The following is a 26,672-nucleotide window of genomic DNA, read 5'->3' as shown; positions in this document are numbered from 1 at the left end:
CATTGCAGACACATATGAGACTGTGATGATAGGAACGCCGATGATTGGCGGATCAGGGATAGGGCAGTGCAACTAACAATTTTCGGAACCGGATATGTCGGGCTGGTCACGGCGGCTTGCCTTTCGGATGTGGGCCACAACGTCGCCTGCATCGACATCGACGCCAGCAGAATCGCGGCGCTGAATGAGGGCAAGATCCCGATCTACGAACCGGGCCTCAAGGAACTCGTCATTCGCAACGCGGAAGCAAAGCGTTTGAGCTTCTCAACCGATTCTGCTCACGGTGTCCGTCATGGCGAGATCATTTTCATCGCTGTGGGCACACCCGCGATGGAAGATGGCTCCGCGGACGTGCGCTACGTGCAGGCCGTGGCCGACACCATCGGTAAGCACATCGAAAGCTACAAGGTCATCGTCAACAAATCGACGGTGCCCGTTGGTTCCGCCGAGATGGTCGACGCCCGCATTCGCGCGGTGCTGAACGCGCGCGGCTCAAATGTTGAATTTGACGTTTGCTCGAACCCGGAATTTCTCAAGGAAGGCAGCGCGGTTGAAGACTTCATGCGTCCCGCGCGTATCATCGTCGGCACGTCGTCGCAGCGTGTGCGTGAGGCCATGCAGGAGTGCTACGCGCCTTACAACCGCAACCACGATAAGCTGATGACGATGGATGTGCGCGCGGCGGAGCTGACGAAATACGCCGCCAACGCAATGCTTGCCACCAAGATCAGCTTCATGAACGAGATCGCGAACATCGCGGAACATCTCGGCGCAGACATCGAGCAGGTGCGTCGCGGCATCGGTTCTGATCCGCGTATTGGCTACCACTTCATTTATCCCGGCGCAGGCTATGGCGGCTCGTGCTTCCCGAAGGATGTGCGCGCACTCGCCAAGGTTGCGCATGATCACGGCCACCAGCCCGAACTGCTGGACGCCGTCGAATCCGTCAACGAACGCCAGAAGGACCAGCTTTTCGCGAAGCTCAGCCTCGCACTGGACGGCGAAATCAAGGGCCGCAGGATTGCGGTTTGGGGCTTGGCATTCAAGCCGAATACCGACGACATGCGCGAAGCTCCGAGCCGTGCATTGCTGGAATCCATCTGGGCGGCAGGCGGTACGGTCAGTGCATTCGATCCCGAGTCGATGGACGAAACGCGCAAAATCTATGGCGAGCGCGCCGATCTCGTTTTGGCAAAGAACGCCGACGAAGCTGCGAAGGGTGCCGACGCGCTGGTGATTTGCACGGAATGGAAGCAGTTCCGTGTCGCGGATTTCGAATGGCTCCGCCAGAACCTTCGCAATCCGATCATCGTGGATGGCCGCAACCTGTACGACCCAGAGCGCGTGCGTCAGCAGGGTCTGCTCTATCTGGCGATTGGCCGCGGCGACTCGCTGCGTCAGGCCGACGTCAAGTCGATGCAGGCAGAGCGCAAGCGCAACGTCGCATGAGGATACTTACCCTCATCCGCAGGCGGATGAGGGTATTTAAACACCGCCCCTGCGATTGTATCCCCTGAACCAATCCACAAAATCGGTCATTCCCGCCTCAATTCTTGTCTTCGGCGAGAAACCAAGATCGCGTTCGGCAAGTTCGATATCGGCATAGGTCACGGTCACGTCACCGGGCGGCTTCGGCTTAAATTCCTTGATCGCCTCGCGACCCGCAGCGCTTTCAATCACCGCTATGAAATCTGCGAGTTTCACCGGCTTGTTGTTGCCGAGATTGTAGACCGGTTCCAGTGGCAGCTTTGCATCCGCGGCACGATCAATCGCACCGACCACACCGGACACAATGTCACTGACATGCGTGAAATCCCGCAGCATGTCGCCATTGTTGAACACGGAAATCGGCTCACCGTTCAAAATCGCATCGGTGAAAAGCCACGGAGCCATGTCGGGCCGACCATAGCGACCATAGACCGTAAAGAAGCGCAGCCCGGTCGAGCGAATGCCGTGCAATTCCTCATACACATGCGCCAGCATTTCGCCGGCGCGCTTGGTCGCCGCATAGACTGAAATGGGCTTGTCCGCCCGCGCGCTCTCGGAAAAAGGTGTCTTCTCACCCATGCCATAAGCCGACGAGGAACTCGCATAGACGACCGGCGGGTGCTTCGGCAGCTTGGCCGCAAGCTCCATAATCGCCACCTGGCCCATCACGTTTGAATGCACGTAAGCGTATGGGTTCTGCATTGAATATCGCACGCCCGCCTGCGCGGCGAGATGCACGATAACGTCCGCATCCTCGACACTCGCGCCGATGGCTTCAAACAGGTCCGGTGTCCCGATATCCAGCCGCATGAAGCGGAAACCACGATACTGTTCGGTGATCGTCAGCCGATCCTGTTTGAGACTGACAGGATAGTAGTCGTTCAAATTATCGATACCGACGACAGTGTCGCCGCGTTCCAGCAGCCGTACTGCCGTGTGATGGCCGATGAAACCCGCAGCACCAGTGAGCAATATCTTCATGCCACGGTCATTCGCACAGGCCACGAAGCATGTCCAATATTTGCCTTGGCGCTAAAGCAGCGCTAGGACACCACAACTCAACACAATCATTGCGGGTGATACGTGAAGCTTACGCGTCTGGACAAATTGCGGCTGAGACTGGTGGCTCAGGATGCCTGCCTCGGCTGGGCGTTCAACGACATTGCTGGCAAGCCCGGCATCGTGTTCGAGCTTGGGCTTGGTCATGGCCGCACGTATGATCATATCCGCACGCATTTGCCTGACCGCGAGATCTACGTGTTCGACCGCGAGGTGGATTGCTACGAAGATTGCATTCCGCCGTCGGACAAGATGATCCTTGGCGACATGCGCGAGACTGTACCGGAAGCCGTGCAGCGCTTCTCGGGGCAGGTGGTTCTCCTCCACGCCGATACGGGGTCTTACGGCGACAAGCACAACAGCGCCATGCAGCAATTGTTGAACGCGACGCTGGCTCCAGCCTTGGCACCGGGTGGTTTGCTGGTGTCAGACCTCAAGCTGGACGTGCAGGGAACCGAGCCTTTGCCACTTCCGCCCGGCGCCACCGAAAGCCGCTATTTCATCTATCGGCGAACTTAATACGTTTCCCCTCATCCTCTCCCTGTTCTTACGGCGTGAGGGTGAGGGGCAGCGCGAGGCTCAGCGATAAGGATCGGCGGCGTCGCGCAATCCATCACCGAGGAAATTGAACGCTAGGATCACCAAAATCACCGGGATCATCGGAAACAGCAGCCACGGATAGAACGCGATCGTACTCACGCTGCGCGCCTCAGTCAGCAGAATGCCCCAACTGGTAATAGGCGGACGCAGCCCCAATCCGAGGAAGCTCAGTGCCGTCTCGCCCAAAATCATGCCCGGCACCGAAATCGTAGCGGTTGCGATGAGGTGCGACATAAATCCGGGAATGAGATGCTTGCCGATAATCCGGCTTGTTTTCGCGCCCATGAGTTGCGCGGCCAGCACATAATCTTCCTCGCGCAGCGCCAGCAGCTTGGAGCGCACGGCGCGCGCCAGTCCGGTCCAGTCGAGCAGGCCGAGAATAAGCGTAATGCCGAAATAGATGAAAATCGGGCTCCACGTCACCGGCATGATTGCGGCCAGCGCCATCCATAGCGGAATGCTCGGAATCGATTGCAGCACTTCGATAATGCGCTGGACGATCAGGTCGAAAACGCCGCCCTTGTAGCCGGCCAACCCGCCAATCACGATGCCGAGCACGAAACTGAACGCGATTCCGATCAGGCCGATGGTGAGTGAAATGCGCGCGCCATAAATGATGCGCGAAAGCACGTCGCGGCCCAGTCGGTCCGTTCCCAGCAAGAACAGATTGCCGTTTTCTGCCGGGCAGACGAGATGCAAATTGCCTTCAATCAGGCCCCAGAAACGATACGCGTCGCCACGGCAGAAAAACCGAAGCGGCTGCACATCGCTCGGATTGTCGCGATAGACACGCCGCAGGTTTTCAATATCCAGCGTCATCTGGCGGCCATAGACGAACGGCCCGACAAACTGCCCATGGTCAAACAGTCGAATGCGCTGCGGCGGCTCGTAGATGTGATCCACATTACGCGTATGAAGATTGTACGGCGCGAGAAACTCGCAGACCAGAATCATGGAATAGAGGCAGATCAGGAAAATGCCCGACCAAAGCGCCAGCTTGTGGCGCTTGAACTTCCACCACATCAGTTGAAGCTGGGAAGCCTGATAAACGCGCTCCTGCTGCGCCGTCATCGCCTCGATCGACATGGCGTCGAACGGCGCGGAAGAAACATAATGCTTGAGCGGCGCGCCGGGCGGCGGAAGGGATGATTCCGTCATTTCGTACTGCCGCCCTGTAAGCGAATGCGTGGATCAAGCAATGCCAAGGCGAGGTCGGAAATCAGCACGCCGATGACGGTGAGAAACGCCAGGAACATCAGGAACGAACCGGCCAGATACATGTCCTGACTTTGCAGCGCCTTGATGAGCATCGGTCCCGTTGTTTCCAGCGAAAGCACGATTGCGGTGATTTCCGCGCCGGAAATAATTGCGGGCAGGATCGATCCGATGTCCGAAATGAAGAAGTTCAGCGACATGCGCAGCGGATATTTCACCAGCGTGCGGAAGGGTGAAAGACCCTTGGCGCGCGCCGTCACCACATATTGCTTTTGCAATTCGTCTAGCAGGTTGGCGCGCAGTCGGCGGATCATGCCGGCAGTTCCGGCAGTGCCGACAATGATGACCGGAATCCACAGATGATCGAGAATGGATTTGGCCTTGTCCCAACTCATGGGTTGGCCAAGATATTTCAGGTCCATCAAATGCCCGATGGAAACGCCGAACCAGATATTTGCGAAATACATCAGGATCAGTGCCAGCATGAAGTTGGGTATCGCGATGCCCAATAGCCCCAGAAATGTCAGGCCATAGTCGCCCCAACTATATTGATGCGTTGCCGAGTAAATGCCGATCGGGAAGGCGAGCAGCCAAGTAAACACGATGGTGACGAAGGATACCAGAACCGTTAGCCACATGCGGTCGCCCACGACTTCCGTCACCGGCAGCTGATATTCGAACGAATAGCCGAAATCGCCCTGCAACATGCCGCCGAGCCAATAGAAATAGCGGATCACCGGCGGCTTATCGAAGTTGTACTCTTTGCGCAGCGTGTCGAGATAGGCCGTGTCGACATCCTCGCCTTGCGCTTTGAGTTCCGCCGCGTAGCTCTCGAAATAGTCGCCCGGCGGCAATTCGATAATGGTGAAGACCAAAGCGGAAATTATCAGGAGTGTTGGCACCATCATCGCAATGCGCCAGATAATGTAACGCAGCATGAAGGCCTATGCCTCCTGATCGGAAAGCCAGAACGTGTCGGGCGACAGCGTTCCGAAATATGCGGTGGGATCGAAGCCGAAGAAAGCTTCCTTCGGAAAGTTCTGCAAATAGGTAGAGCGCAACACCGGTTGCGGCGTGGTGTTTACGAAGCCGATGGAAAACACCTGGTCTGCATAGAGCGCAAGGATTGACGCCCAAAGCCTTGCGCGGTCTTCCGTGTCCGTTGTTTGACGCCAGCGAACCGCCAGTTCGAGCAGGGTCTGCGCAGCGGGAAGGTCCGGCGCGGTGCCGCGCTGGCCACGCGAAAGAAAATGCGCACCCCAGACCGGCCATTGAAGCTGATCGTCGGTCATCGGTGCAAACTGCTTGGGGTTCATGTCCGCTGTGGGAATGCCGTTATCGACGCCTGACCACATGGACATCATGATCTGCCCGGCCATGCCGCGGCTGCGGAAAACGTCGCGCTGCGAGGTGCGAATGAAGAGCGCGATGCCAACCTTCTGCCAATGATCGGTGATGAGTTCCAGCACGTCCGTTTCCTGCGTGCCTTCGCCTGCCGTCTCAACCACGATCTGTGCCGGTCGGCCATCCGGCAGCAGACGAATGCCATCGTCACCAATCTCCTTCAAACCCGCTTGCGCCAGCAAATCAGCCGCCAGCGCGGGGTCGTACTGGGTCCACGCTTTTGCATATTCGGGCCGGAAGAGGGGGCTTGCCTGCAGCACCGTGTCCGAGCTGATATGACCCAGCCCGAAGAAGACGACCTTGTTGATTTCATCGCGGTTGACCGCGACCGAAAGCGCACGGCGCACCCGCACATCGCGCAACAGCGGTCCCCAATCGGGATCGGCGGAATTCATGTTGGGCAGCAGTGCGAACCGCGAACCGATGGTGCGCTTCCAGAGCTGTACCTTCACCGGGAATCGCTTCTCCGCCTCTTTCAGGTAGGTGTAGTCCGCAAAGTCGATGCCAGTGCCTTGCAGATCGGAATCGCCCGCACCCACCTTGGCCGGCAGAATGGCTGACGAGGACACGTTCAGGATAAAGCGATCGATATAGGGCAGTTGCGTCCCGTTCGGATCGACCCGATGGAAGTAAGGGTTGCGCTCGAAAACAAACTGCTCGGCTGGCGGTTCGGTCGTGTTGCGCCAAGGGTCGAGCGTTGGCAAATCGGGGTTTTCCGGGCGGTAGGCCCGCGCCATTTTGATGTGTAGTGAAGACCACCGCTTCGCCCGATATTTCTTCTGAAGCTCGGCAAGCTTGTCCTCAGTCTGATATTTCTTGTGAAACTGCTTCAGGTAGGCTGATGGCTGCGCAATCACCAAGGGTTGCGCTGCTGCCAGCGATGGCAGAAAGTCCGGGTTCGGCGCATCCCAGCTATATCGGATCGTAAGCGGGTCCAGTATTTCAAACTTCGGCGTCTTTTCATCCACCACCAGCGCCGTCGGCGGGCCCACTGGTGAGAGGTCTTCGTTGAGCCACACATCTTCAAGCGAATAGCGGAAATCTTCCGGGGTCAGCGGGCTTCCGTCGGACCATTTGTGGCCCTTGCGCAGCCGGAACGTGAAAACGCGGTCCTGCTCCTGCTCATAACTTTCGAGAATATCGGCATGCAGCTTGAGCTCGTTATCGTAGCCGACCAGCCGCGAATAACCATTGATGGTCATATAGCGGATGTCTTTCTGGCTGCCGATCAACATGCGGAGTTGCCCGCCATATTTGCCGGGTTCGCGCCCCATAGCGACGAGGTCCATCACGCGCGGCACTTTTGGCAGGCGGTCCGCCATCGGTGGCAACGAGCCGCTTTTCAGCGCGTCGGCAAACATTTCCGGTTCAGACGCTGCCGCAAGCACACGCTGCGGCATGAGCGCCGCCGCGATAACGCCAAGAGCCGTGCGCCGATCCATCATGGCCGCAACTCCCGTGCATCGACATTGCGGCGCGCGAGCACGAAATGCCCGTCGCCCAGATCAGCGGGTGAAAGGCTGTCCTGCTCGTCCGCGCGAAACTGCGGCGCCCAGCCTTTTTCCAACACGCTTGTCGCCCGAATTTCACCGAAGTCGAGCGGCCGATTGAGGTCGGGAAATGGCACCGCCGCCAGCAGCGCGCGGGTGTAGGGGTGAACAGGTTTGCGCATCAGCACCTCGCGCGGCGCGAGTTCCACGATCCGCCCCGCATACATCACCGCAATGCGGTCGGCCATATAATCAACCACTGCCAAATTATGCGATATAAACAGATATGTTAGTCCAAGATTTTTCTGCAAGTCTTTGAGAAGATTCAAAATCTGCGCCTGAACGGAAACGTCCAGAGCGGACACTGGTTCATCGCAAACGACAAGATCGGGACCGAGCGCAATCGCACGCGCAATGCCTATGCGCTGGCGCTGCCCACCGGAAAAGCTGTGCGGGTATCGTTTGAGAAAACGCTTATCCAGGCCGATGGCCTCCATCAGCGACTTCACTTTTTCCGAACGCTGCTTCGCATCGCCGCGATTATGTATTTCCAGCGGTTCGCTGAGAACATTCTCAATCGTCATGCGCGGCGAAAGCGAGGACACCGGGTCCTGAAACACCATCTGGATTTTGGTGCGCAGTGTTCGCAGGTCGTCGCCTTCGGCCTTGAGAACATCTATCGGACCATTTGCGCCGTGATAGATCACAGAGCCGCTATCCGGCGTCAGCGCACGCATCAATATCTTGCTTACGGTCGTCTTGCCGCAACCGCTTTCGCCCACAAGGCCAAGGCATTCGCCGCGCTTGATGTCGAAGCTCACACCATCCACGGCCTTCACGGGCGGTTCGCTCTTGCCGAACCAGCCGGAGCTGCGCGTAACGAAAGACTTTGACAGGTCTCGCACTTCAAGAAGCACGTCGCCCTTCGGCGCTACCTCCTTCTTGCGGCCCAGCAAATGCTCAACGTTTATGGGTATTTCGCGCAGCGCTTTAAGGCGCTCACCGGGCTTCATGTCGAAATGCGGCACCGCTGCCATCAGCCCTTTCAGATAGGGGTGGCTCGGATTGCGAAAGATATCCTCAACCGTCCCGGCTTCCATGACCTCGCCGTGATACATAACCACGACTTCATCGGCGACATTGGCCACGACGCCGAGATCGTGCGTAATCAGCAGCATCGCCATGTTCAGCTTTTGCTGCAGTTCGCGTAGCAATTGCAGAATCTGCGCCTGAATGGTCACGTCGAGCGCGGTGGTAGGCTCATCCGCCACCAGCAGCGCCGGCCGGCAGATCAGCGCCATCGCGATCATGGCGCGTTGGCGCAAACCGCCCGATAGCTCGAACGAATACATGTCGTGCGCGCGCTTTGGGTTTTTGAAGCCAACGAGGCCAAGCATCTCCTCAGTGCGCGCTCGCCGTTCAGCCTTGGGCAAATCTGTATGGATCGCCAGCACTTCGCCAATCTGGTTGCCGATTGTGTGCAGCGGCGAAAGTGAGGTCATTGGCTCCTGAAAAATCTTGGCAATGCGGCTGCCGCGTATGGCGCGGATTTCCTCGCCATCGACCGGCATTTCAAGAAGATCCACAGTCTTGCCCGGCGTGGCGGGGTCGGAAAAGAGAATACGCCCGCGCACATTCGCCGTGTTCGGCAAAATGCCCATGACGGCCTGACTGGTAACGGATTTTCCTGAGCCGGATTCACCCACCAGCGCGGTCACCTTGCCGGGTAGCACGCGCAAGCTCGCATTGCGCACGGCATGGATCGGCCCGCCCATCGTGGTGAACGATATGCCCAGATCTTCAACCCTCAAGAGATCGGTCGCAGTTACCATCTCAAGTCCCTGAATCTGCGGGCACGGATGGTGCCCAAAACCAGACTATCGGAAGCAATTGAGACTGCCTAGGCCGTGAAATCAACTCATTAAAATTGCGGACACGCGCCGCCCGCAAGCACATCGGCGCAATCGGGCGAGCGGCGAAACTTGTCGTAATACACCGTCCAATCATTCGAATGGCCCGCGCGATAAGGGCCAAACTTGAAATATTGGTTCTTGCCGAGATCTCTGTCGTTATGGCCGATCATGCCGGTAATGGTGGTTATGGCCTTGCCATTGGCAAAAAGCTCAATGCGTCCATCACCCTCTGGTCCGGGGTGAGAGTACACCACGAAGTCGATCCAGCCCGAATCGGGCGTCGGCAGCGGGTTGTGCTGCACCACCGTTATCTTGTCGGTGCAGTCGGCATAGAGTTCGCCATCTTCAGGTTTCCAGTTGGGGTCAGCCGTCACCAGCGCGCGCATCTGGTTGGTGTCGGGCCGCAGCCAAACCGGCACGCCTTTCGGCGCGCACGCACCTGGACCCGATGGCTTGGCGCCCTCAAGGCCGGGGCGGTAATTCGTCTCCACGGTCACGTGCAGCTTGCCGTTCAGCAGGCGCAGCGCGAGAAATGGACTGAAATCGCCCTCCGCGCCGGGGTTTATCTCGCGCTTCCATTGCGCAATCAGATAGCGATGGTCGTCGGCTGGAATGGGATCTGCCAGCTTCACCGCAAAGCCGTGCCACACACCCTGGTCGTAAGGCACGCGCAGATCCGTCTTTTCCCAAATCTCCGCGCGCTCGCTGCACCGCTCGTCGTCGACCGCGCACATTGCCTTCACGCTCAGCTTCAGCGCGCCTTTGCCTTCGTAAACGACGTCATGCTGAAACTCGACCGAGCCGGCCTTTTGCTCGGCATTCTCGCGATAATAGAGACCGCCCTCCGGCGCAAAATCCGTGCCTTCGAAACCGTCCGTCAGTTTCGTACTTTGGGCGGCGGCGGGCAAACTGGTCAGACCGGCAATGGCTAAGGCCAGAAGCTTCGCTCGCGCGCCGTTTATCATTGGAATTTTTTCCCCTCACCACTCGTTTTTTCCGGCTCACGATGCAGCATGATCAGGCGCTCGGCATCAGACATGTGGTCGAGCGGTTCATATGCCGCGCCATCCTCAACATAGTCTTCGATACTGCCAATTTCCGGCGTCAGGACAGTAACCTTGTTCCGGATGCCTGCGAGTTTCTCCTTGCCGAGCGTTTGCCAACCTTCTCCGCCGCAATAATTGGCAAAATCGCGGCTGGCGATCAATCGGTTCGGATATTTTTTTGTCAGGCTCTGCAGGCGGTCCGCCTCGTTCACGGCAGATCCGAACACGGAGAATGTCAGCCGGTCTGAAAGGCCGACATTGCCGAACATGACGTTGCCGACATTCAAGCCGATGCCGAAGCCAATCTGTTGCTGGCCATTTGCTTGTCTGCGAGCGTTCAGCGCATCCATTCGAGCTACGGCTTGGCGCGCGGCCATCAGCGCCGAGCGGCACGCCTCTTCGGAAGGCTCCCGGTGCCGCTCGCAGGGAAAAAGTGCCAGAAAGCCATCGCCGAGAAAGCTCAATATCTGCCCGCCCGCGCGATTGAATGGTGTCGCCAGCGCATCGAAAAACTGGTTCAGCGTGTCGATATAGACCTCGCGCCCGGCAGTCTCCGCCAGCATGGTCGAGCCACGCATATCCGCGATCACCAGCGCCGCGCGGATTGTGTCACCTTCGCCGCGCTTGATCTTGCCGTTCAGCACGCGCCGCCCCGCTTCGTCGCCAAGATAGGTGGACATCATATTGTCCGCGAGCTTGCTCAGCACCGCCATTTTGCACGCCATTGCGAGGTGGCTCTGCAGGCGCAGAAGCTCGCCGATCATTTCATCACTGAATCCCGTGGGGTAGTCGGTTGCCCATGAGCCAATCATGCCTCGCTCTTCCGTGCTGTCGAACGAATGGCGGAATGCCAGATAGTCTGTCGCGCCCATCTCCTTGAGATCTTCAAGGACTGGAAATTCATACTGTATGTCGGGATCAATCCTGCGCCGCAGATGCTCCAGATTGTTCGAGAACAGGTAATAATAGGGGCTGGCGAGAAACCGCGCGGACGCGCCATCCACGCCTTTGCGATAGCCTTCAACCTCCATCGGTTGACCGCGAACCCATGTGAAGCCAAGCGCATCATAGAGCGGATGCAGCATTGAAAAGCTCATATGCGCGCGCAGCAGCGGCATTCCGGTCGCAGCCAGCCTGTCGCAAAAGCCTCGAACAATCGTTTCAAGACTTTCACCGCGCAGCGAGGCTTTAGTCAGCCAATCGGTCACGCGGTCGAGCATGATACGGGAAATTTCATTGGTAGAGGAAGACATGGGCAACCTTTCTGCGCAGGGCAGGAGCCTTGGGAGGCATAAAGGCTTAGGTAGGCAGCCGCCTAGCCAACCTCAAGCTGCGATCTTCGATTTGAGGTTCATTGCTGCCATCGCGTAGCCGCCCGCTGCACCGTCAACGAAATGGATGTGATCCGGCGCAAGCGGTGTCGCGACAATGCACGTCATCAACGCTGTCTTTTGCCGGTGAATGCCGAAGCGGCACACGCCATCGTGCTCCGCCAGCGTCAGCCTCTGCTCGATTTTCGACAGCGTTTCGGCATCCACGTCGATGGTCATTTTCAGGCCATCGTCAAACTTGCGAAAATCCGAATTGTTGGCGACGTCGCGTTTGTAGCGCGCAGCGTTGAACCGCCCCAGCGAGCGTCCCGTCTTTTCGCTGTAAATGTTCAGCGCAAGCTGAAAAAGGATCCATAGCTTGGGAACGATCCTGTGCCCCTTGGGTGCCAGCGCGCGAGCTTCAATGTCTAGACCACGTGGCGGAAAGCTGTGGTGCAATCCTTCAAGCGGTATCGGATGCCCGCCGCGTTCTTGCTGCCCCGCCAGCGCAACCAAATCGACCACCAGCACTGCAAAGCCCGGCAGGCTGTCGGCTCCATTCGGCACCGCGATCACGGAAACAATCTCGCCATTGCGCGCATCGATAGGGTCCCAGCGGCAAGAAAGACCGGTCAGATCGGGCCTCGACCCGGCCGGTGCTGGCGCAACGCGATAGTGGCCGGCCTTCATCTCGCTCTCGGCCCAACTGGCCCCGCCGCCGGCAAACATGGCGTAGGTCACATGTTCTGAAACCTGCACCCGCGCCACGCGCACGTCGAAACCATGCTTGCGCACGTCTTCCACCGGCACGAGCGCAGCCCGCAATTCTAGGTTCAGTTCTTCCGCAACCCAGCTCTGCACAGCAGCCAGCGCTTGTTCCGCGTCTTGCCTGTTTGCGGGAGGCAATGCCACCAGCGCGCCATCTCCGCCAAAAACGAAAGGCAGATCACGCGTACCGCTCTGGTTGAGCAGAGCGGAAATCACGCTCGCGCCCGCCGTGTTCACGGATTTGTAGCGTCCGGCCGCAATCGCCTGGGTCGAATTCACAATGTCGGCGGCGGCCAGCACCCAATCGGCGGGCAGGGGCCTGTACTGCTCAAAATCCGTTACGTTCTCAAACGCGGCAAACACCGGCAGAGTGTCAAGAAAGGTCCTGTCCGCATTCAGGCTATCCATCAGCGCTGGACTATCACAAGTTGCGTGTCGCGTCCTTCTCAAAGCGAATTTGACTCAGGCGCAGTTTCGGACAATGAGCCATATCGATGCGCATTGCCTTTTACGCTCCACTCAAGGCTCCAGATCACCCCGTTCCGTCCGGCGACCGCCAGATGGCGCGGTTGTTGATCGAAGCGCTGGAATTTGCCGGCCACACAGTGGAACTCGCCTCGAGCCTGCGTGCGTTCTGCGCAACGCCTGACCCGGCACACTACGAAGCGCTTGCGGCTGGCGCCACGACCGAAGGCATGCGCATCGAGCAAGCATGGCAGAGCGCGGGCGTGCCTGACGTCTGGTTCACCTACCATCCTTATTACAAAGCGCCAGACCTGCTCGGGCTGGTGCTCGCGCAGCGCGCGGGCATCCCCTACATCACCGCCGAGGCGTCCTATTCAGTACGTCGCAATGAGGGCGTCTGGAGGCAAACGCAGGACACCATCGTCGAGGCCGTGCAACGCGCAACGGTCAATCTCTGTTTCACCGAGCGCGATGCATCCGGCCTGAAATTTGCAGCGCCCAACGCGCGCCTCGAGCGCTTTTCGCCTTTCATCAAGCCCGCTGCGAAACCAGTGAAGCAACTCAACGATCCGCTTCGCCTTATCACTGTCGCGATGATGCGCCCCGGCGACAAGCTCGAAAGCTATCGCATGCTCGCCGACGTCTTGGTGCTGCTTGGCGAGTTGCCGTGGACGATCACCATAGTTGGCGACGGACCCGCCGCGCCGGACGTGCGTCAGCTTTTCAGTTCCATTCAGCCGAGCCGTATTCATTGGGCCGGCCAGGTCGCGCCGCAAGATGTGCCGGCCGTTCTCGCACAGGCAGACCTCTACGTCTGGCCGGGCTTTGGCGAAGCCTACGGCCTCGCTTATCTGGAAGCGCAGGCCGCCGAATTACCTGTTGTGGCGCAGCGCATCGCTGGTGTGCCGGAAGCTGTGCGCGATGGAGAAACCGCGATGCTCACAGAACCCGGCGATGTTGCGGCCTTCGCGAATGCCATCGCAAAACTGCTAACCGACGCAAACCTTCGGCAGCACATGGGCGAGCGGGGCAGGGCGTTTGTAACCACCGAGCGCTCGCTTGAAGCCGCCGCCCAGCGTCTCGACAAAATACTTGCGGAGGTCGTGCATGTCTGACGCCATCTGGGCGCCGCTCACTCATGCGCTCGAAAGCGGCATCCGCCCGAAATTCTGGCTGCGCGATGATGACGCGATTGAGCCGACTGAAGCATTGGACCGTCTCATCGCAACCTGCGAGCAAGCCGATGTTCCACTAGTGCTGGCGGTCATCCCGCAACCCACCGGAGAGGCTCTTGCGGAACGCCTTGCCAACGCCAAATCCGTCAGCGTCGCCGTGCATGGTTGGGCGCATCAGAACCACGCAGGTCCGACAGAGAAAAAGCAGGAATTGGGGCCGCAGCGTCCATTGGACGAGATACTTAATGAGTTGCGGACGGGGCGCGAAAAGCTGGCGGTCCTGCACAGCCAGCGCTTCATCCCAATGCTTGTCCCGCCGTGGAATCGCATCGATCCACGGATACCGCCGCTGCTTCCAAATATCGGCTTCGAGGCGTTGTCCACCTTCGGCCCCGCAGAACCCGGCCCGATCCGAACCATCAACAGCAATGTCGATCTGATCGACTGGCATGGCACGCGCGGCTGCGTCGATCATTCCGCGTTGGTGAATCAGATTGTCGAGCGCCTCGGCCAACGCGAGCCGGTTGGCATTCTCGCGCACCACCTCGTGCATGACGAAGCGGTGTGGACCTTCTTTGAAAAGCTCTTCGCCATCACGCGCTCATTCAACATTGAATGGCTGACGGGCGAAGCGCTGCTCAGAGGTTCAGCGTAAGTCCGTCGCGCGCAACAAAAGCGCCCTCAAATGCCTCCTGTGCCGCGCGCTCATGCTTGGCCAGTTCGGCATCCGTTCGGGCAGGATCGTGGTGGAATATCGCAAGGCGTTTCGCGCCCGCCGCCTCGCACAGCCGCACGCCGCGCTCCCATGTCGAATGCCCGAACCCGACCCGATGCGGCATTTCCGCTTCTGTATAGGTGCAGTCGTAAATCGCCAGATCGGCGTTTTTCATCAAGCCCAGAACGGCCTCGTCCAGCTCTTCGCTCACATGTTCCGTGTCGCTGACATAGGCAGCGACCTTGCCATTCCATTCCACGCGATAACCGATGCATCCGCCGGGATGATTCAAGCTTGCAGTACGAATCACGACGCCATCTTGCGGCATCAGCACATCGCCTGACACGAAATCCTCCCACTGAAATTTTGCACGACAAATGCCGATCTTGCCGGGAAACCACGGCGGGGAAACGAACGTCTCTATCATTTCCTGCGTGGTCATCCGGCCTGCCAGATGCCCCGACCAAATAGTTAGCTTTGTCTGCCGGTCATAGAGCGGCGGAAAAAATGGAAAGCCGATAATGTGGTCATAGTGGCAGTGGGTGAAAAACAGGTCGAGTTTGGCAATGCCTTCGCGATGCAGTGCTTCCCCCAGTCCGCGAATGCCAGAGCCTGCGTCGAATATGAGCGTGTGCGACCCACAACGCATTTCGATGCAAGCCGTATTTCCGCCAACCTTCATGAATTCTGCGCCTGATACGGGAATGCTACCCCGCACCCCCCAGAATTTTACGCGAAACGCTTCCCCAGCCATCTGCCTCGACTTCACTTCCCCCATAACGGCACCATAGACCCGCAATTCGGGATTGGCGAGACTGGCATCCTAGTGGTGGTTGGACTTCGCTTCGGCAAGTTCGGCGGTTGTGCTGGAAAGCCGGTTTGCCAACACACGAACGATCTCGATCGTCATTTCAGGAAATTCGCGCAACATCCGCAGAAAATGGTCCTTGCGAATGCGCAGTGTTTCTACCGGCCCCCTTGCGCGCACGGTCGCGGTTCGCGAAACATCGCAAAGAATGGCGATTTCGCCCACGATGGAGTTTGGCTCCACATGCGCAACGGTAATCGGTCCGGCATCTGAATCCACGATAATGTCTGCCTCGCCGGAAAGAATCACGTAGGCCGCATCGCCCTCATCGCCCTGCCGAAACAGGTCCTGCCCATCGCGATAGCTCACGCGGTCGGAGGTGAAAGCGAGAAGCTTGAGCTTGGCCGGCTCAATTCCCGAAAAGAGCGGCACCTGCCGCAACATACCCACTTCTTCTTTCAACATCATGATGGCAGCCTCAACTTACCAGCTGTTTGAAGATAGCGTTATCGGAGCGCAAAGTCTCATTCGTTCCGTCGCCCACAAGGTGGCTTCCGTCGAATACCAGCACCCGGTCGAAATATTGTGACATGGCCGGCGCGCTCACCACCCACAGAACTGCTGGGTTCCGATCACCGCGTTTCACCTCTTCCAGAACGTTGCGCAAGATCTGGTCTTGCGTGCGACTGTCGAGTGCGAGCAGCGGCCGGTTTATGATCAGGAAGTCGGACCGCTTGAGAATCGCGCGCGCAAGGTCGAGCTTTTGTCGCTGCGCGCCGCTCAATCGTCTGCCGCCAACGCCGACATTGAAGCTCAATCCAACGTCCAGCACTTCATCATAAACGCCATACTCGTCGAGAATCTCGCAGACCATCGTGCGCACTCGCTCTGCGCCATCGGCCTGGCCGTGGCTCAGGCGACCAAACAGCACATTGTCCATCACGCTCGCCGCATCGGTGTAGCGGTTGGGGTCGTAACGCTCGATTGCGCCCTTCAGGTCATCTGGCATGTTGCGGTAGAAGGCTTCGCGCGCATCGACGATCTTCTTCATCAACTCGTCGGTCAGCAAACCGAAGCGATGGCGCGGCTCTATGTAAGCAAAGCTCAGCGCGATAATCGCGGCGCGATCATCCGAGCTGACAGACGCAAACGGCTTGCCTTTCAGCTTCTGCAACAGCGCCTGAAAAGTCGGAATTTCTTCCGGCGTCATAAAGGCGAGCTGCTGGAAAAACGGATGGTCGGGCGGCAAGTCCGCAAACAGTTCGATCGCTTGCTCGGCGATATCCAGACCCATCGTATAGAGCCGTTCGCCCAACCCGGACTCCCTCAGCACCGATATGAAATAGGGATTTTCCGCCAGCCCTTTGCCGCGCAGTTCCGGTCCCGTCGCCGCACCAAACAGCAGGTTTTCGCCGACTGTCGCCTCGCGATTATAGCTGCCGGGCTCGAACGGAACGACCATGCCGCTCATATCCGCCTTTTCCAGGCGCGCACGCAAAGCGCTGCGCAATTCGCCGATATGCTCGACAAGCTTGGTGTGGCGTGCCGGATGGGCGGGCGAGCGTAGCCCCAGATCAAGCACATCGCGCGACAACAGCACCGCCTCAAGAACAGGCCGGATAGCGTTGTAAATGTCGTCCGGGCCTTTCACGCCCGCCGATTCATAGTCGATCCAGTCACTCAGAATGTCGAAGTCGGGATTGCCCGCATTGCGCGCTTCAGCAATCTCCCATTTGCGCTGCGTCATGCCGCCTTCATCGTAGGTTTTTGGGCGCATCGGCGCGTGTTTCAAACCATAGAGCAAATTGTCCCGCAGCGTGCCCTGGAACATCGAAACATCCGACGACGCGTAGGCCATACGTCGCCCGGTAACGGATTCGGAAATGTCGAGCAGGTCCGAATCGCCATGCGTGACACGTCCTGAAATTGGCTGCGTCAGCCGCGCGAAAGCCTCGCCCAGCGAGTCCGCGCCTCCGGCTGCGGTTCCCACCAGCGCAACATGGTCGCCCGGATGCACCTCGAAGGAAACATGCTCTACCAGCGGCGCGCCACCGTCGTCGTGCATAGTCAGGTTCACTGCCGCCAGTGCGCCCGCCATGGGCGAAATCGCGTCCAGCGTTATCGCCTGCTGCTTGGCTTCCAGCATGCGGTCCACGGTGAATTGCTCGACCACCTGTGCGTACTTGACCTGCACGTCCTGCCGCATCTGGTCCCAGTCGATCAGGTCTTTCATCGGCCCCGGCAAATCCTTATACGCAGCGATAACGGCAACGAGCTGGCCAACGTCCAGCCGCCCCTCAAGCGCCAGATAACCGCCGATCATGTAGAACAGAAATGGTGTAATCTGCGCCAGGAAGTTATTGATAAACTTGACCATAAACTTCCATTGATAGAGGTCGTACCTGATCTTGAAGATACGTCCCAGCCGCGCTGCAATGTCGGCGCGCTCGAAATTGGAAGTGTCGTTGATATGGATCGCGCCGATGCCGTCCACGATCTCGCCAACGCGGCCTGAAAGCTCGCGCGCGGTAAGCTGACGTTCGCGCCCCAGCACCAGCAGGCGCCGGCGCATTCTGGGAATGAGAACGATCTGCACCGCCACGATAGCCAGCGCGATCAAGCCCAGCCAAAAGCTCTGCACCATGATGAATATCAGCGCCGTCAGAGCCTGCCCGCCGAGAAAAACGGGCTGCACAAATGCGTCACCGATGAAGCCGCCCATCGGCTCGACCTCATCCTTGATCATGGTCGCCACTTCGGCGGATTTCACGCGCTTGAAGTGGCTGATGGGGAACCGCAGCACCAGATCGACAAGCTGGTAGCGCACGCGACGCAACATCCGCTCGCCGAGCCGCCCCTTATAGGTGTTGATGTAGAGCTTGAAGAGGCCGTTAATCACGACCAGCAGCAGAAAAACCATGCTGAGCGCAAGCAACATCTGCTCGCGCCCTAGCTGGAAACCGGAAAAGAACTCGACATGACCGATCAGCGGAAAATCATAGGCGATGTTCATAAAGGTCTGCGTAGCGCCCGGCTTTTCAAAACCTCCGCCCTGTATCGGCCCGTTGACGATCAGCTTTGGCAGGTCGAACGACATATAGTAGGGGATCATCGAAAGCACGACGATCGCCACGATCCAAAGCTGTTGGCGCCAGGTGTGAGTCCAGATGTAGCGGAGTAGCGACGGCTCCATTGCGCCTCAGCCAGCCGGATGCAAAACGTAAAAGAGGCGGCGCGTATAGGGCGAGTCTTCTATCGCGTCGTCATGCAGATCGAGTGCGAAGCTGCAAAACTGTTTCAGCGAAGGCCGCGTCACGATTTCCGGCACCTGCGAAGTTGCGCGCTCAAGCTCCGGCGGATATTCGATCACAACCACCTTCGCATTGTCGATCAGCGAAAACAGAAGCTCGCCCAGCGGCTCGCGCTTGCCAAATGGTTTCAGCGAGTAGCCAAGCAGCACAAGCCCATAAGAGCCGGGTGAATAATTATATTCAACCTCCTGAAATTTCTTTGCTATATGCCGCACATGGCTCGGCTTGCCGTTAAGCTCGAACGACTCATAGTCCGGCGTCTTGGGGTCAACCGAAAGCACCGACTTTGGCGTGTGGGTCAGATAGCCGGTCACCGGTCGAATGTGCCCGCCGATCTCCACAATATGCTCGCAATCGCGCACGAAATGCGCAGCCAAAACCTGACGGATTTCCGCCGCAGGCCCAGCCAGATGCGGCAGACTGTCAAATGCATCGGCGGGCAGGTATTCGGGGTTGAGCATTCGGAATTCCTTGGCAGGCTATTTGCTGGGGCAGGCTATTTGCTGGAAATTGTTGTCGCAAACGGCAACTCAACATAGAACACACGCATGGATCAGAACAACCGCATTGATGCAACTGTCGATTGGCGCGAGAACGCCTTTGACCTCACGCGCGGCATCGCCGCTTACACGCAATCCGGTCTGGTTGGACGCCTCGCAAAAATTATCGCGAAACATCCCGATGCGGACATCGCGAATGCATTCAACCACAAACAGGTGGCTTGCAAGATGTGGGCGCGCGACGAGCTTTTCAACACCTGTGGCGGCGCATTCCAGCGCATTTGGGTGTTGGGTGGGTGGTATGGTGTGCTTGCTGCCATGCTCCTAGATGATGCGCGTTTCGACATCAGCCAGATCGACTCAATCGACATCGATGAGGATGTCGCCGCAGTTGCCGAAACCATGAACAAGGACGCACCCGGCTTTCGCGCCGTAACCGCCGATATGTACGCGCTGGACTATGCCAGCGCCACGCCCGATCTGGTTGTCAACACAAGCTGCGAGCACATTGCAGACGTGCGCGGCTGGCTGGATATGCTGCCCAAAGGCACGAAGGTGTTGCTGCAATCGAACGATTATTTTGCCGAGCCGACCCACATTAACTGCGTCGAGTCGCAACAGGCATTTGAGCAGCTTGCGCGCCTGGCCGATATACGTTTTTCAGGCACCTTGCCACAGAAGAAATACAACCGCTTCATGCTTATAGGATCAGTTTAAGTTCCTCAGATAATGCATAATATAATATGCATAAGCAGTTGAGTTGAATGCCTATTTTCTGAAAGTGGTCCAGCGTTTCCGAAGCGCGTCCGCCGTCTTTTTTGCTCCGTCCAGATCGAGCGCATTTGACGGCGGCCGTGGCTTGGAAAGCTCGTTTTGGATGGCGCTCGAAAGCGAATCCGCGGTGAGCTCCGCCTCCGTTAGAACGCTTGCCAATCCCATTGCCGCGAGCCGCTCAGCGCGGCTTGTCTGCTCCGTCTCGCCACCCGCGGCAAACGGCACCAGCAACGACCGGCAACCCGCTCGCAGAATGTCGCACACCGTATTGTAACCCGCTTGCGAAACGGACAGTTCCGCACCCGTGAGCAGGCTCGAAAAATCCCGCCTGAATCGGTAGATGGAAAGATGCGCAGGCGCATTTCGCAAGGCTGCGTCGAAGTCGGCTTGCGGCAGGTTCGGCCCCGTAATCAGCGCCCATTGTTGGCTGCGACTTGCGCTCCGCGCCGCACCTGCGGTCGCCTCCACCAGCGCGCGCCCGGCGGCACCGCCTCCCGCCGAAACCAGCACATCGAAGCGCTCGGTTGTCGGCTCTGGTGGTGGGCCGGCGACGAGGCCGGTATATTCAATTCGGTCTGCAATGGACCCCGCCAGCGGAAATGTCTCCTCCAGCTTCGCAAAGCGTTCATCGCCATGCACCAGCACGAGGTCGAAATGTTCGCGCACAAGTTCGGCGGTTTCTTCATTTCGTCCGGGCTTGACGCGCTCCTGCATAATGTCGCGGATGGACGCCGACAGCATCGGTCGGTCCGCTCGTGCTTCGATCGCGTCAAGCAGGGGCAGCAGTTCAAACCGCATCTGCCTCCGTCCAAACGGAAACGCCTCGGTGATGACGATGTCGGGATGCAACTCGGCAAAAATAGCCAGAAGCTGCTCTCGCCGCCGCGCCAAAAACGCATCGTCAACCGGCGTTCCGTCCGGCTGAGCCAGCCCTGAAAAGCCCTCACTCGCAATCACCGGCGCAAGCGCGAAATGCCTGATGTCCGGCGCCGGAAATCCATCCACCGCGGTCCCGCCGGTAACGAGTGTAAGATCAAAGCCCGCTGCTTGCAGCGCAGATGCAATGCGGCTCGCGCGCGCCAAATGCCCGATGCCTAGCAAGTGCTGCACGTAGAACAGAACGCGCGGACCGCTCATACCTTCGCCCATTCCTGATCAAACAGCTTCTTCAGCTGATCAATGCTCGAATGATGGTCGAAATGTTGACGCACGCGCTGCTCCGCCGCCTTGCCGAGCTTGGCGCGCAGCGTCGGTTCTCGTACGGCGCGCTCCAATGCCGCCGCAAGCGCGGTTGGGTTTTCCGACGGAACGACCAGCCCGTTTTCGCCGTCTGTCAGCAATTCCGGTATGCCGGAAACATCGGTGGCAACGCACGCAAGGGCCTGGCTCGCGGCCTCTACCAGCACATTCGGCAAGCCGTCACGGTCGCCATCATGTGCAATCCGGCAGGCGAGCGTGAAAATGTCCGACTCGCGATATTGCGCGAGCACTTCGGCCTGTGCCAGCGCGCCTTTCCATTCAATCCGGTCAGCAATTCCCAGCCGCTGGGCCTGTGCCTTCAGCTCGGCCAGCTTTTCGCCCGCGCCAATCTGCGTCAGCCGCCAATGCAAGTCAGGCGGAAGCAGCGCCAGCGCGTCCAGCAGCGTATCAAAGCCCTTTTTCTCCACCGCGCGCCCGACACTCACTATTCGCACCGGTTGTTCAGCGTCAGACCCGTCGCGCATTTGACGTCGCTGATCATATGGCCCGAACCGATCCAGATCGAGGCCGTGATAGCTCAGATGCACCGCCGACCGTCCACCCACCAGATCGCGCAAATGCTCGAAGCCGCTTTGTGTGCAGGTCACTGTCCAGCGCGCATCCGCAAGCTTTTCCGAAAGCTCCCAGTCCGGAGAGGTCCATATGTCCTTTGCATGCGCGGAGCATGTCCACGCCATTCCAAGCATCAGCGCCGCATAGCGCGTAACCGAGGCAGGCGTATGCGCGAAGTGCGCGTGCAGCCAAAAGCCATCCTGCGGCCATTCATGCGTCAGCACCAGCGCCTGACCGAACCTGCGCACGCGGTTGCGCGTGAAATCCCGCGGCAAATCTCGCGCAAATGCCGCAAACGCGCGCCAGAATCCGGCGGTGGGCAATGTGGCCAGGAACGCACGCAACACGCGCCACGGCTCATCATGCAGATATTCGGGAAGGTAGTGAACCTCGGCTTCTATCTCGTCATGGATAGGATGCCGCTTTGTGTCGGTCGGCCGCCGCAACGCAACGATGTTGAGCTTGAACCCGGCCTTTTCCAGCCCGCGAAGCTCTTGAGCGATGAAGGTTTCCGAAAGACGCGGATAACCTTTCAGCACGATCACGAGTTTTCTGTTGTTCATTCCGAAGGCCGCTATACTCAGCTTCCGCCGTCGACAACGGAGAAATGACGCCGCTCGCTGCGCTCCAGCCAGTCGCCAACGAGATCTGAGATTCGCGAAAGCCCTTCAAGCCGCAAATTCGGTGCGCTTTGAGAGGGGCGGGGGCGACTCGGCAACTCTTTTAGCTTCGCGGCCATAATCGCCGGATCTTCCGCCTGCTCCGGCAGCAACATATCGAGCAGGCCGAGTTCGGAGGCGCGTTTTGCGCGAATAAGCTGTTCCTGCCGTGGCGCAACGCGCGGCACGATCAGCGCTGGCTTGTCGAACGACATTATTTCGCAATAGGTGTTGTAGCCGCCCATTGCGACGACGCCGCTCGCGCCCGCGATCAAATCCTCCATGCGGTTGTCGAACTCGATCATGCGGATTTGGCTGATTGGCGCACTCTTGCGCATCAGTTTGCGACGCTTTTTCGCAGGCATATAAGGCCCAAGCACAATCAGCGCGGGGTGCGTAAGGTCTGGGTCGCTCTGGTATGCATGGATTACGTTGTGAACGAGGTCGGCGCCATCGCCGCCACCGCCGGTTGTAACCAGCAGATAGTTGCCCTCCGGTCGATGGTCCGGCGCTTGTACGTCCGGCACCTTGCGCTGCAGGAAGCCTACGAAATCCATCTTTGAGCTTACCGCTTGCGGCACATCAAGACCGGTCAGCGGATCGTAAAAATCCGGTGGTCCATAGACCCAGATCGAATCGTAGAACATGCCGATTTTGCGCATCACGTCCGCGCGCTTCCATTCGGCTTCCAGCAATTGCGGCGCGTCCATCACCTCGCGCAGACCCAGAACCAGCGCCGTTCCACGCGTTTTCAGGTAGGAGAGCGTGTCTTCCACTTCGCCGCGCAGACCCAACGGCTCCTTGTCGACGATGAATATATCCGGCCGGAATGTTTCCGCCGTGCTGCGGATAATCGACTGCCGCATCGTCAGTGTGTCTTGCAGGTCGATGTGCTTTTCCAGCGAGGTATATTCGCCGTTGCGCAGCTTGATAACGCTGGGAATCTTCACGAAATCCACGCGCGCGCGATATTCGAACGCGCCGGCGATCGGCGAGCCGGAAATGATGAGCACATTCAGCCCGCGATAGTCCTCGACCAGCGCATGCGCTATTGTTCGGCAGCGGCGCAGATGGCCCAGACCGAACGTGTCGTGACTGTACATAAGAATACGAGCTTCGTCGAAACGCCGCTTCATGGCCTCAGATACCTTTTCGTTCGGCCGGTCAGGCGGTTCGAACGCTCCGTCGCGGTGAATACACCACTCGTGCGCAAATATTGCAACCAATCGAAAAACAATTCAGCGTTTGCTGTAACATAATGTTTGTACGCGATTTTAAGGCTCTCGGTGGCAACACTTCCCCATAATGCTTGTTCATGACAAGGTACAGACGTGTCGGAAGAGGGCGTTAGCGAAAGAGCGGATGACGGCACGGACAGAATCAAATGCGGGCGCGCCAAAGCGCTGGGCTATTGGCAAATTCCTGCCCGTGGTGCTGGCGCTGCTCATTTTGGCGGTCATGCTGCCGGTCATTATTGTCGGCGCAATCGCCGCGCGCGAGGTCACAGGCTGGCTCCTGCGTGATCGTGGCGACCTGTTGGTCGAATCGGTGGTTACGCCCATCGAGCGACTCACGCTCCCGGTTTCCCAGCAGATCGACGCGGCCGCTTCTACCATCGCAACCGGTATAATCTCGCCTGACAACACAGGCGAGTTCGGTGCCTTCGTGCGTGGCCTGCTCGCCGCCTCACCGGGCGTCAGCGGCATCGCCTTGATCGGCACGGACGGCTCGCTCAGGCGATGGAATCGCAGCGGCGAAGAAGCGTTGGCCGAGGCCACGGGCGATGCATATCGACAGCGCATACTGGAACTTATGAAAGAGGGCGGTCCCGGCCGCTGGTCGCCGCCTGCCTTTTCTCATGTCACGGGTGAGATCATATTCACCTACGCGGCGCCGATTCGTCGCAACAATGAGCTTATCGGCGTTCTTAGTGCCTTTATGCTCGCCCGCGCGCTATCGGAAGATCTCGCCGACATCGGCAAGCAATTCGACGTGACGCCGTTCGTTATCGCAGACCGCGAATATGTTATCGCGCACCCGGCCATGATTTCGCGGGAGCTTATGAAGAAAGCGGTCGATGACGAGCAACTTCCGACGATAAAAACATTGGGCGATCCGGTTCTGGCGCATATGTGGGACAGCACGAGCCCGCTCGGCGGTTCGTCGCCGTTGCGAGAGGCAACCGGCCATCGGGCCAATGTGGACGGCACCAGCTATACGTTCATCTACCGCAAGCTGGCTTTGCCCGGACAGGCGGACATGATGGCGGGCTTCTATCTGCCGTCTTCCGCGACACAGGGCGACCGCTGGCTCAGTGCCACTGTCACCGGCGTTGGGTTGGCGTTGATGCTGCTCGCTATCCTTGCCGCCACGCGTCTGGCGCGCGGTCTTGCCAGACCCATTACGGATTTTGGCGCAGCCTCGCGCGCCATTGGCGAGTTTGATTTCAGGGAGCGCGGGCTGCAGCAGTGGGAGCACAGCCGCGTTGAGGAGGTGGCCGAAACCGCCGCCGCCATGCGCCGCACCACACGCGCGCTTACCGCATTCGAGCGCTATGTGCCGAAGTCGCTTGTCCGTCAATTGCTCTCGCTTGGCAGCGATAGTAGCCGCCCGGTTCGCCGCGACATGAGCGTCATGTTTCTCGACCTGCAAGGCTACACCCGCTTCGCAAAAGATCGCCCGGCGGATGAAGTCGCGAATTATCTGGATGCGATATTCAGCAAAATAGGGCCAATAATCGAGGAAAACAGCGGTACTATCGACAAATATACCGGCGATGGCCTGATGGCATTCTGGGGAGCGCCTGTCCCGGATGAAGATCACGCGAAACACGCGGTAGCCGCGGCTCTGACTATATCGCGCGAACTCACGCCCTATATTGAGCAGCAGCGCTTGGCTGGTGTCGATTACTGCCGCATTCGCATCGGCATCCATTCCGGCGAAGCCGTTGTCGGCGATTTGGGATATGGCGGGCGCATCAACTACACGGTTGTCGGCGACACCGTTAACATGGCCAAGCGCACCGAGGGCGCTGGCCGTGTCGTTCCGCTGGAGGTCGCGGTTGTCGTGGTGGTCACGCCCGCCGTTCTGGAGCGCACGAGCGTAGATGGCGTGCCGCGCGCGCCGCTTGAAGGTGGCGAGCCGCTCGGTCAGCTTTGGCTGCTTGGTGACGCAGCCAAAGTCGTAGATTCCGTGCCACTGCCGGCTAAGAAACCGTCAAGCAGGATTAAGCGTCATTGACGTACCGGTGGCGGCGACATTCAGCCCGGTTTGGCCGGTCAGGCTCAAAAGCTGCAGATGCACCGAGCCGGTCGTTCCGCCCACGAGCACATTCGCGCCCGCGCCCAGCCCCACGGTGGCCTCGGCAGTTGCGCCGCGATAGCGCCCTGCGAGCGAACCGTGGTGATAACCTGCCGTCGGCGCAAACACAGCCCACACGAGTCGCCCATGCGTCGTAAAGCCAAGATCAACGCCGAGCTTGCGAATAACGCCTGAATAGCTGTCGCTGCCGCCGTGGACTGAGCGGAATGTGCAATCGATTTGCTTGGCCGAACCGAACACATAGCCTATCCCGCCGCCTACTTCGCAGCGGAGCGTGCCAATCTTCACCCCACCGAAATCGTCTGCTGCTGGCGGAGTTTCGCGAGCCTGCGTGTCAGCCGCGAACGTCAATGTTGAGGGCAGGGTGCAAGCGCTGACGGTTAGCGTTAGCGCTGCCGCGAGTGAGACGAGATTTTTCGGCATTTCAGAAATTCTCCGGATTTTGCTAGATAGCAACTTATGCGTGCTGCGCCGCAATAAAGGCCGAACCGTGATGGCCTGAAAACAAATTATATCGCGATGCAAAAAGCATATTATAAATCACTGAAATACAACCTATGGTTACTTTAGAAAATAAAGAAATACAAATTTCCATTAAAACTTACGCTTCAAGGAACTTTTGAATACAACTATCATTTATTAAACGACAGATAAAAATCGAGATATAAAAACAACTTGAGATGCATTGAGTGCGCAATTGGGTTTCCTCAAATGAGCAGCGCAACATTTGCAGTGAGAAGTATGACTGTCAATGACCGTGGAATTGGGACCCCGTATTTTCGCGCAAAAGGGACCCCTGTTTAGGGGCGTTGAAGGGCACGCCGATTAGCGCCCGGTCA

Annotated in this window: 22 protein-coding genes; 6 read left to right on the top strand and 16 right to left on the bottom strand. The window is 58.5% G+C overall.

The annotated features are described in order from the left end of the window. Positions 1 to 66: 66 nt before the first annotated feature. A complete protein-coding gene (locus DY251_RS19920; protein ID WP_116625655.1) occupies positions 67 to 1,449 on the top strand; it encodes a UDP-glucose dehydrogenase family protein in 1,383 nt (460 codons plus the stop codon). 36 nt (positions 1,450 to 1,485) lie between these two features. Here the strand turns inward: DY251_RS19920 and DY251_RS19915 are convergent, their stop codons facing one another. Continuing rightward, positions 1,486 to 2,469 (bottom strand): NAD-dependent epimerase/dehydratase family protein, encoded by a 984-nt coding sequence (locus DY251_RS19915; protein WP_116625654.1) that lies wholly within the window; start codon positions 2,467 to 2,469, stop codon positions 1,486 to 1,488. Positions 2,470 to 2,571: 102 nt separating this feature from the next. Between DY251_RS19915 and DY251_RS19910 the strand changes: the two genes are divergently transcribed. After that, positions 2,572 to 3,066 (top strand): class I SAM-dependent methyltransferase, encoded by a 495-nt coding sequence (locus DY251_RS19910; protein WP_116625653.1) that lies wholly within the window; start codon positions 2,572 to 2,574, stop codon positions 3,064 to 3,066. Positions 3,067 to 3,126: 60 nt separating this feature from the next. On the opposite strand, the gene DY251_RS19905 is transcribed toward DY251_RS19910, so the two are convergent. From DY251_RS19905 to DY251_RS19875, 7 genes are all read right to left on the bottom strand, one after another. Beyond that, positions 3,127 to 4,305 (bottom strand): ABC transporter permease, encoded by a 1,179-nt coding sequence (locus DY251_RS19905; RefSeq protein WP_116625652.1) that lies wholly within the window; start codon positions 4,303 to 4,305, stop codon positions 3,127 to 3,129. After that, on the bottom strand, positions 4,302 to 5,300 hold the full coding sequence (locus DY251_RS19900; RefSeq protein WP_116625651.1) for an ABC transporter permease: 999 nt from the start codon (positions 5,298 to 5,300) through the stop codon (positions 4,302 to 4,304). Before DY251_RS19900 ends, DY251_RS19905 begins: the two co-directional genes overlap by 4 nt. Before the next feature lie 6 nt (positions 5,301 to 5,306). Next, on the bottom strand, positions 5,307 to 7,211 hold the full coding sequence (locus DY251_RS19895; protein WP_116625650.1) for an ABC transporter substrate-binding protein: 1,905 nt from the start codon (positions 7,209 to 7,211) through the stop codon (positions 5,307 to 5,309). Continuing rightward, entirely contained in the window at positions 7,208 to 9,088 is a 1,881-nt protein-coding gene (locus DY251_RS19890; protein WP_116625649.1) for an ABC transporter ATP-binding protein, read from the bottom strand. The genes DY251_RS19895 and DY251_RS19890 overlap by 4 nt, the downstream gene beginning before the upstream one ends. 89 nt (positions 9,089 to 9,177) lie before the next feature. After that, complete coding sequence (locus DY251_RS19885) at positions 9,178 to 10,134, bottom strand: polysaccharide lyase family 20 protein (protein WP_116625648.1); 957 nt, start codon at positions 10,132 to 10,134, stop codon at positions 9,178 to 9,180. After that, the gene (locus DY251_RS19880; RefSeq protein ID WP_116625647.1) at positions 10,131 to 11,468 is read right to left on the bottom strand and encodes an adenylate/guanylate cyclase domain-containing protein; all 1,338 of its coding nucleotides are present in this window, start codon (positions 11,466 to 11,468) and stop codon (positions 10,131 to 10,133) included. The genes DY251_RS19885 and DY251_RS19880 overlap by 4 nt, the downstream gene beginning before the upstream one ends. Before the next feature lie 72 nt (positions 11,469 to 11,540). Continuing rightward, positions 11,541 to 12,701, bottom strand: a complete 1,161-nt coding sequence (locus DY251_RS19875; RefSeq protein ID WP_116625646.1) for a DUF3095 domain-containing protein — start codon at positions 12,699 to 12,701, stop codon at positions 11,541 to 11,543. Between the two features lie 86 nt (positions 12,702 to 12,787). Here DY251_RS19875 and DY251_RS19870 point away from each other — a divergent pair, with 86 nt between their 5' ends. Both DY251_RS19870 and DY251_RS19865 read left to right on the top strand, forming a co-directional pair. Next, the gene (locus tag DY251_RS19870) at positions 12,788 to 13,873 is read left to right on the top strand and encodes a glycosyltransferase family 4 protein (RefSeq protein ID WP_116625645.1); all 1,086 of its coding nucleotides are present in this window, start codon (positions 12,788 to 12,790) and stop codon (positions 13,871 to 13,873) included. Beyond that, complete coding sequence (locus DY251_RS19865) at positions 13,866 to 14,588, top strand: polysaccharide deacetylase family protein (protein ID WP_116625644.1); 723 nt, start codon at positions 13,866 to 13,868, stop codon at positions 14,586 to 14,588. Before DY251_RS19870 ends, DY251_RS19865 begins: the two co-directional genes overlap by 8 nt. Here DY251_RS19865 and DY251_RS19860 read toward each other — a convergent pair. The 4 genes from DY251_RS19860 to DY251_RS19845 form a co-directional block, all read right to left on the bottom strand. Then, complete coding sequence (locus DY251_RS19860) at positions 14,572 to 15,402, bottom strand: MBL fold metallo-hydrolase (protein ID WP_116625675.1); 831 nt, start codon at positions 15,400 to 15,402, stop codon at positions 14,572 to 14,574. The genes DY251_RS19865 and DY251_RS19860 overlap by 17 nt on opposite strands. Positions 15,403 to 15,471: 69 nt before the next feature. Further along, entirely contained in the window at positions 15,472 to 15,924 is a 453-nt protein-coding gene (locus DY251_RS19855; RefSeq protein WP_116625643.1) for a cyclic nucleotide-binding domain-containing protein, read from the bottom strand. Positions 15,925 to 15,934: 10 nt separating this feature from the next. Then, positions 15,935 to 18,649 carry an ABC transporter transmembrane domain-containing protein gene (locus DY251_RS19850; RefSeq protein WP_116625642.1) on the bottom strand — a complete coding sequence of 905 codons (2,715 nt, stop codon included), beginning with the start codon at positions 18,647 to 18,649 and terminating at the stop codon, positions 15,935 to 15,937. Positions 18,650 to 18,655: 6 nt separating this feature from the next. Then, entirely contained in the window at positions 18,656 to 19,228 is a 573-nt protein-coding gene (locus tag DY251_RS19845; protein WP_116625641.1) for a hypothetical protein, read from the bottom strand. 87 nt (positions 19,229 to 19,315) lie between these two features. On the opposite strand from DY251_RS19845, the gene DY251_RS19840 reads away from it, so the two are divergent. After that, positions 19,316 to 19,984 (top strand): class I SAM-dependent methyltransferase, encoded by a 669-nt coding sequence (locus DY251_RS19840; RefSeq protein WP_116625640.1) that lies wholly within the window; start codon positions 19,316 to 19,318, stop codon positions 19,982 to 19,984. 51 nt (positions 19,985 to 20,035) lie between these two features. On the opposite strand, the gene DY251_RS19835 is transcribed toward DY251_RS19840, so the two are convergent. The 3 genes from DY251_RS19835 to DY251_RS19825 are packed head-to-tail and all read right to left on the bottom strand — an operon-like array spanning position 20,036 to position 23,648. Further along, positions 20,036 to 21,178 (bottom strand): glycosyltransferase family protein, encoded by a 1,143-nt coding sequence (locus tag DY251_RS19835; RefSeq protein ID WP_116625674.1) that lies wholly within the window; start codon positions 21,176 to 21,178, stop codon positions 20,036 to 20,038. Continuing rightward, entirely contained in the window at positions 21,175 to 22,416 is a 1,242-nt protein-coding gene (locus tag DY251_RS19830) for a glycosyltransferase family 4 protein (protein WP_116625639.1), read from the bottom strand. Before DY251_RS19830 ends, DY251_RS19835 begins: the two co-directional genes overlap by 4 nt. 17 nt (positions 22,417 to 22,433) lie before the next feature. Next, entirely contained in the window at positions 22,434 to 23,648 is a 1,215-nt protein-coding gene (locus DY251_RS19825) for a glycosyltransferase family protein (RefSeq protein ID WP_116625673.1), read from the bottom strand. A 226-nt stretch (positions 23,649 to 23,874) separates the two neighbouring features. Here DY251_RS19825 and DY251_RS19820 point away from each other — a divergent pair, with 226 nt between their 5' ends. After that, positions 23,875 to 25,752, top strand: a complete 1,878-nt coding sequence (locus DY251_RS19820; RefSeq protein ID WP_158553292.1) for an adenylate/guanylate cyclase domain-containing protein — start codon at positions 23,875 to 23,877, stop codon at positions 25,750 to 25,752. Here the strand turns inward: DY251_RS19820 and DY251_RS19815 are convergent. Further along, positions 25,729 to 26,256: a DUF992 domain-containing protein gene (locus DY251_RS19815; protein ID WP_116625637.1), complete on the bottom strand. Its 528-nt coding sequence runs from the start codon at positions 26,254 to 26,256 to the stop codon at positions 25,729 to 25,731. The two genes, DY251_RS19820 and DY251_RS19815, sit on opposite strands and share 24 nt — an antisense overlap. Between the last annotated feature and the right edge of the window lie 416 nt (positions 26,257 to 26,672).

Source organism: Mesorhizobium denitrificans, assembly GCF_003403035.1.
GTDB lineage: Bacteria > Pseudomonadota > Alphaproteobacteria > Rhizobiales > Rhizobiaceae > Mesorhizobium_G > Mesorhizobium_G denitrificans.
This window is presented reverse-complemented; position numbering and strand designations above follow the sequence as displayed.

What these genes read in the sequence shown, in the direction of transcription:
- DY251_RS19830 (WP_116625639.1), bottom strand. Translation starts at nt 22,416, where the DNA reads ATGAACAACAGAAAACTCGTGATCGTGCTGAAAGGTTATCCGCGTCTT.
- DY251_RS19875 (WP_116625646.1), bottom strand. Translation starts at nt 12,701, where the DNA reads ATGGATAGCCTGAATGCGGACAGGACCTTTCTTGACACTCTGCCGGTG.
- DY251_RS19870 (WP_116625645.1), top strand. Translation starts at nt 12,788, where the DNA reads ATGCGCATTGCCTTTTACGCTCCACTCAAGGCTCCAGATCACCCCGTT.
- DY251_RS19825 (WP_116625673.1), bottom strand. Translation starts at nt 23,648, where the DNA reads ATGAAGCGGCGTTTCGACGAAGCTCGTATTCTTATGTACAGTCACGAC.
- DY251_RS19885 (WP_116625648.1), bottom strand. Translation starts at nt 10,134, where the DNA reads ATGATAAACGGCGCGCGAGCGAAGCTTCTGGCCTTAGCCATTGCCGGT.
- DY251_RS19855 (WP_116625643.1), bottom strand. Translation starts at nt 15,924, where the DNA reads ATGATGTTGAAAGAAGAAGTGGGTATGTTGCGGCAGGTGCCGCTCTTT.
- DY251_RS19840 (WP_116625640.1), top strand. Translation starts at nt 19,316, where the DNA reads ATGGATCAGAACAACCGCATTGATGCAACTGTCGATTGGCGCGAGAAC.
- DY251_RS19815 (WP_116625637.1), bottom strand. Translation starts at nt 26,256, where the DNA reads ATGCCGAAAAATCTCGTCTCACTCGCGGCAGCGCTAACGCTAACCGTC.
- DY251_RS19865 (WP_116625644.1), top strand. Translation starts at nt 13,866, where the DNA reads ATGTCTGACGCCATCTGGGCGCCGCTCACTCATGCGCTCGAAAGCGGC.
- DY251_RS19835 (WP_116625674.1), bottom strand. Translation starts at nt 21,178, where the DNA reads ATGAGCGGTCCGCGCGTTCTGTTCTACGTGCAGCACTTGCTAGGCATC.
- DY251_RS19905 (WP_116625652.1), bottom strand. Translation starts at nt 4,305, where the DNA reads ATGACGGAATCATCCCTTCCGCCGCCCGGCGCGCCGCTCAAGCATTAT.
- DY251_RS19820 (WP_158553292.1), top strand. Translation starts at nt 23,875, where the DNA reads ATGACGGCACGGACAGAATCAAATGCGGGCGCGCCAAAGCGCTGGGCT.
- DY251_RS19900 (WP_116625651.1), bottom strand. Translation starts at nt 5,300, where the DNA reads ATGCTGCGTTACATTATCTGGCGCATTGCGATGATGGTGCCAACACTC.
- DY251_RS19845 (WP_116625641.1), bottom strand. Translation starts at nt 19,228, where the DNA reads ATGCTCAACCCCGAATACCTGCCCGCCGATGCATTTGACAGTCTGCCG.
- DY251_RS19915 (WP_116625654.1), bottom strand. Translation starts at nt 2,469, where the DNA reads ATGAAGATATTGCTCACTGGTGCTGCGGGTTTCATCGGCCATCACACG.
- DY251_RS19895 (WP_116625650.1), bottom strand. Translation starts at nt 7,211, where the DNA reads ATGATGGATCGGCGCACGGCTCTTGGCGTTATCGCGGCGGCGCTCATG.
- DY251_RS19880 (WP_116625647.1), bottom strand. Translation starts at nt 11,468, where the DNA reads ATGTCTTCCTCTACCAATGAAATTTCCCGTATCATGCTCGACCGCGTG.
- DY251_RS19850 (WP_116625642.1), bottom strand. Translation starts at nt 18,649, where the DNA reads ATGGAGCCGTCGCTACTCCGCTACATCTGGACTCACACCTGGCGCCAA.
- DY251_RS19860 (WP_116625675.1), bottom strand. Translation starts at nt 15,402, where the DNA reads ATGGCTGGGGAAGCGTTTCGCGTAAAATTCTGGGGGGTGCGGGGTAGC.
- DY251_RS19890 (WP_116625649.1), bottom strand. Translation starts at nt 9,088, where the DNA reads ATGGTAACTGCGACCGATCTCTTGAGGGTTGAAGATCTGGGCATATCG.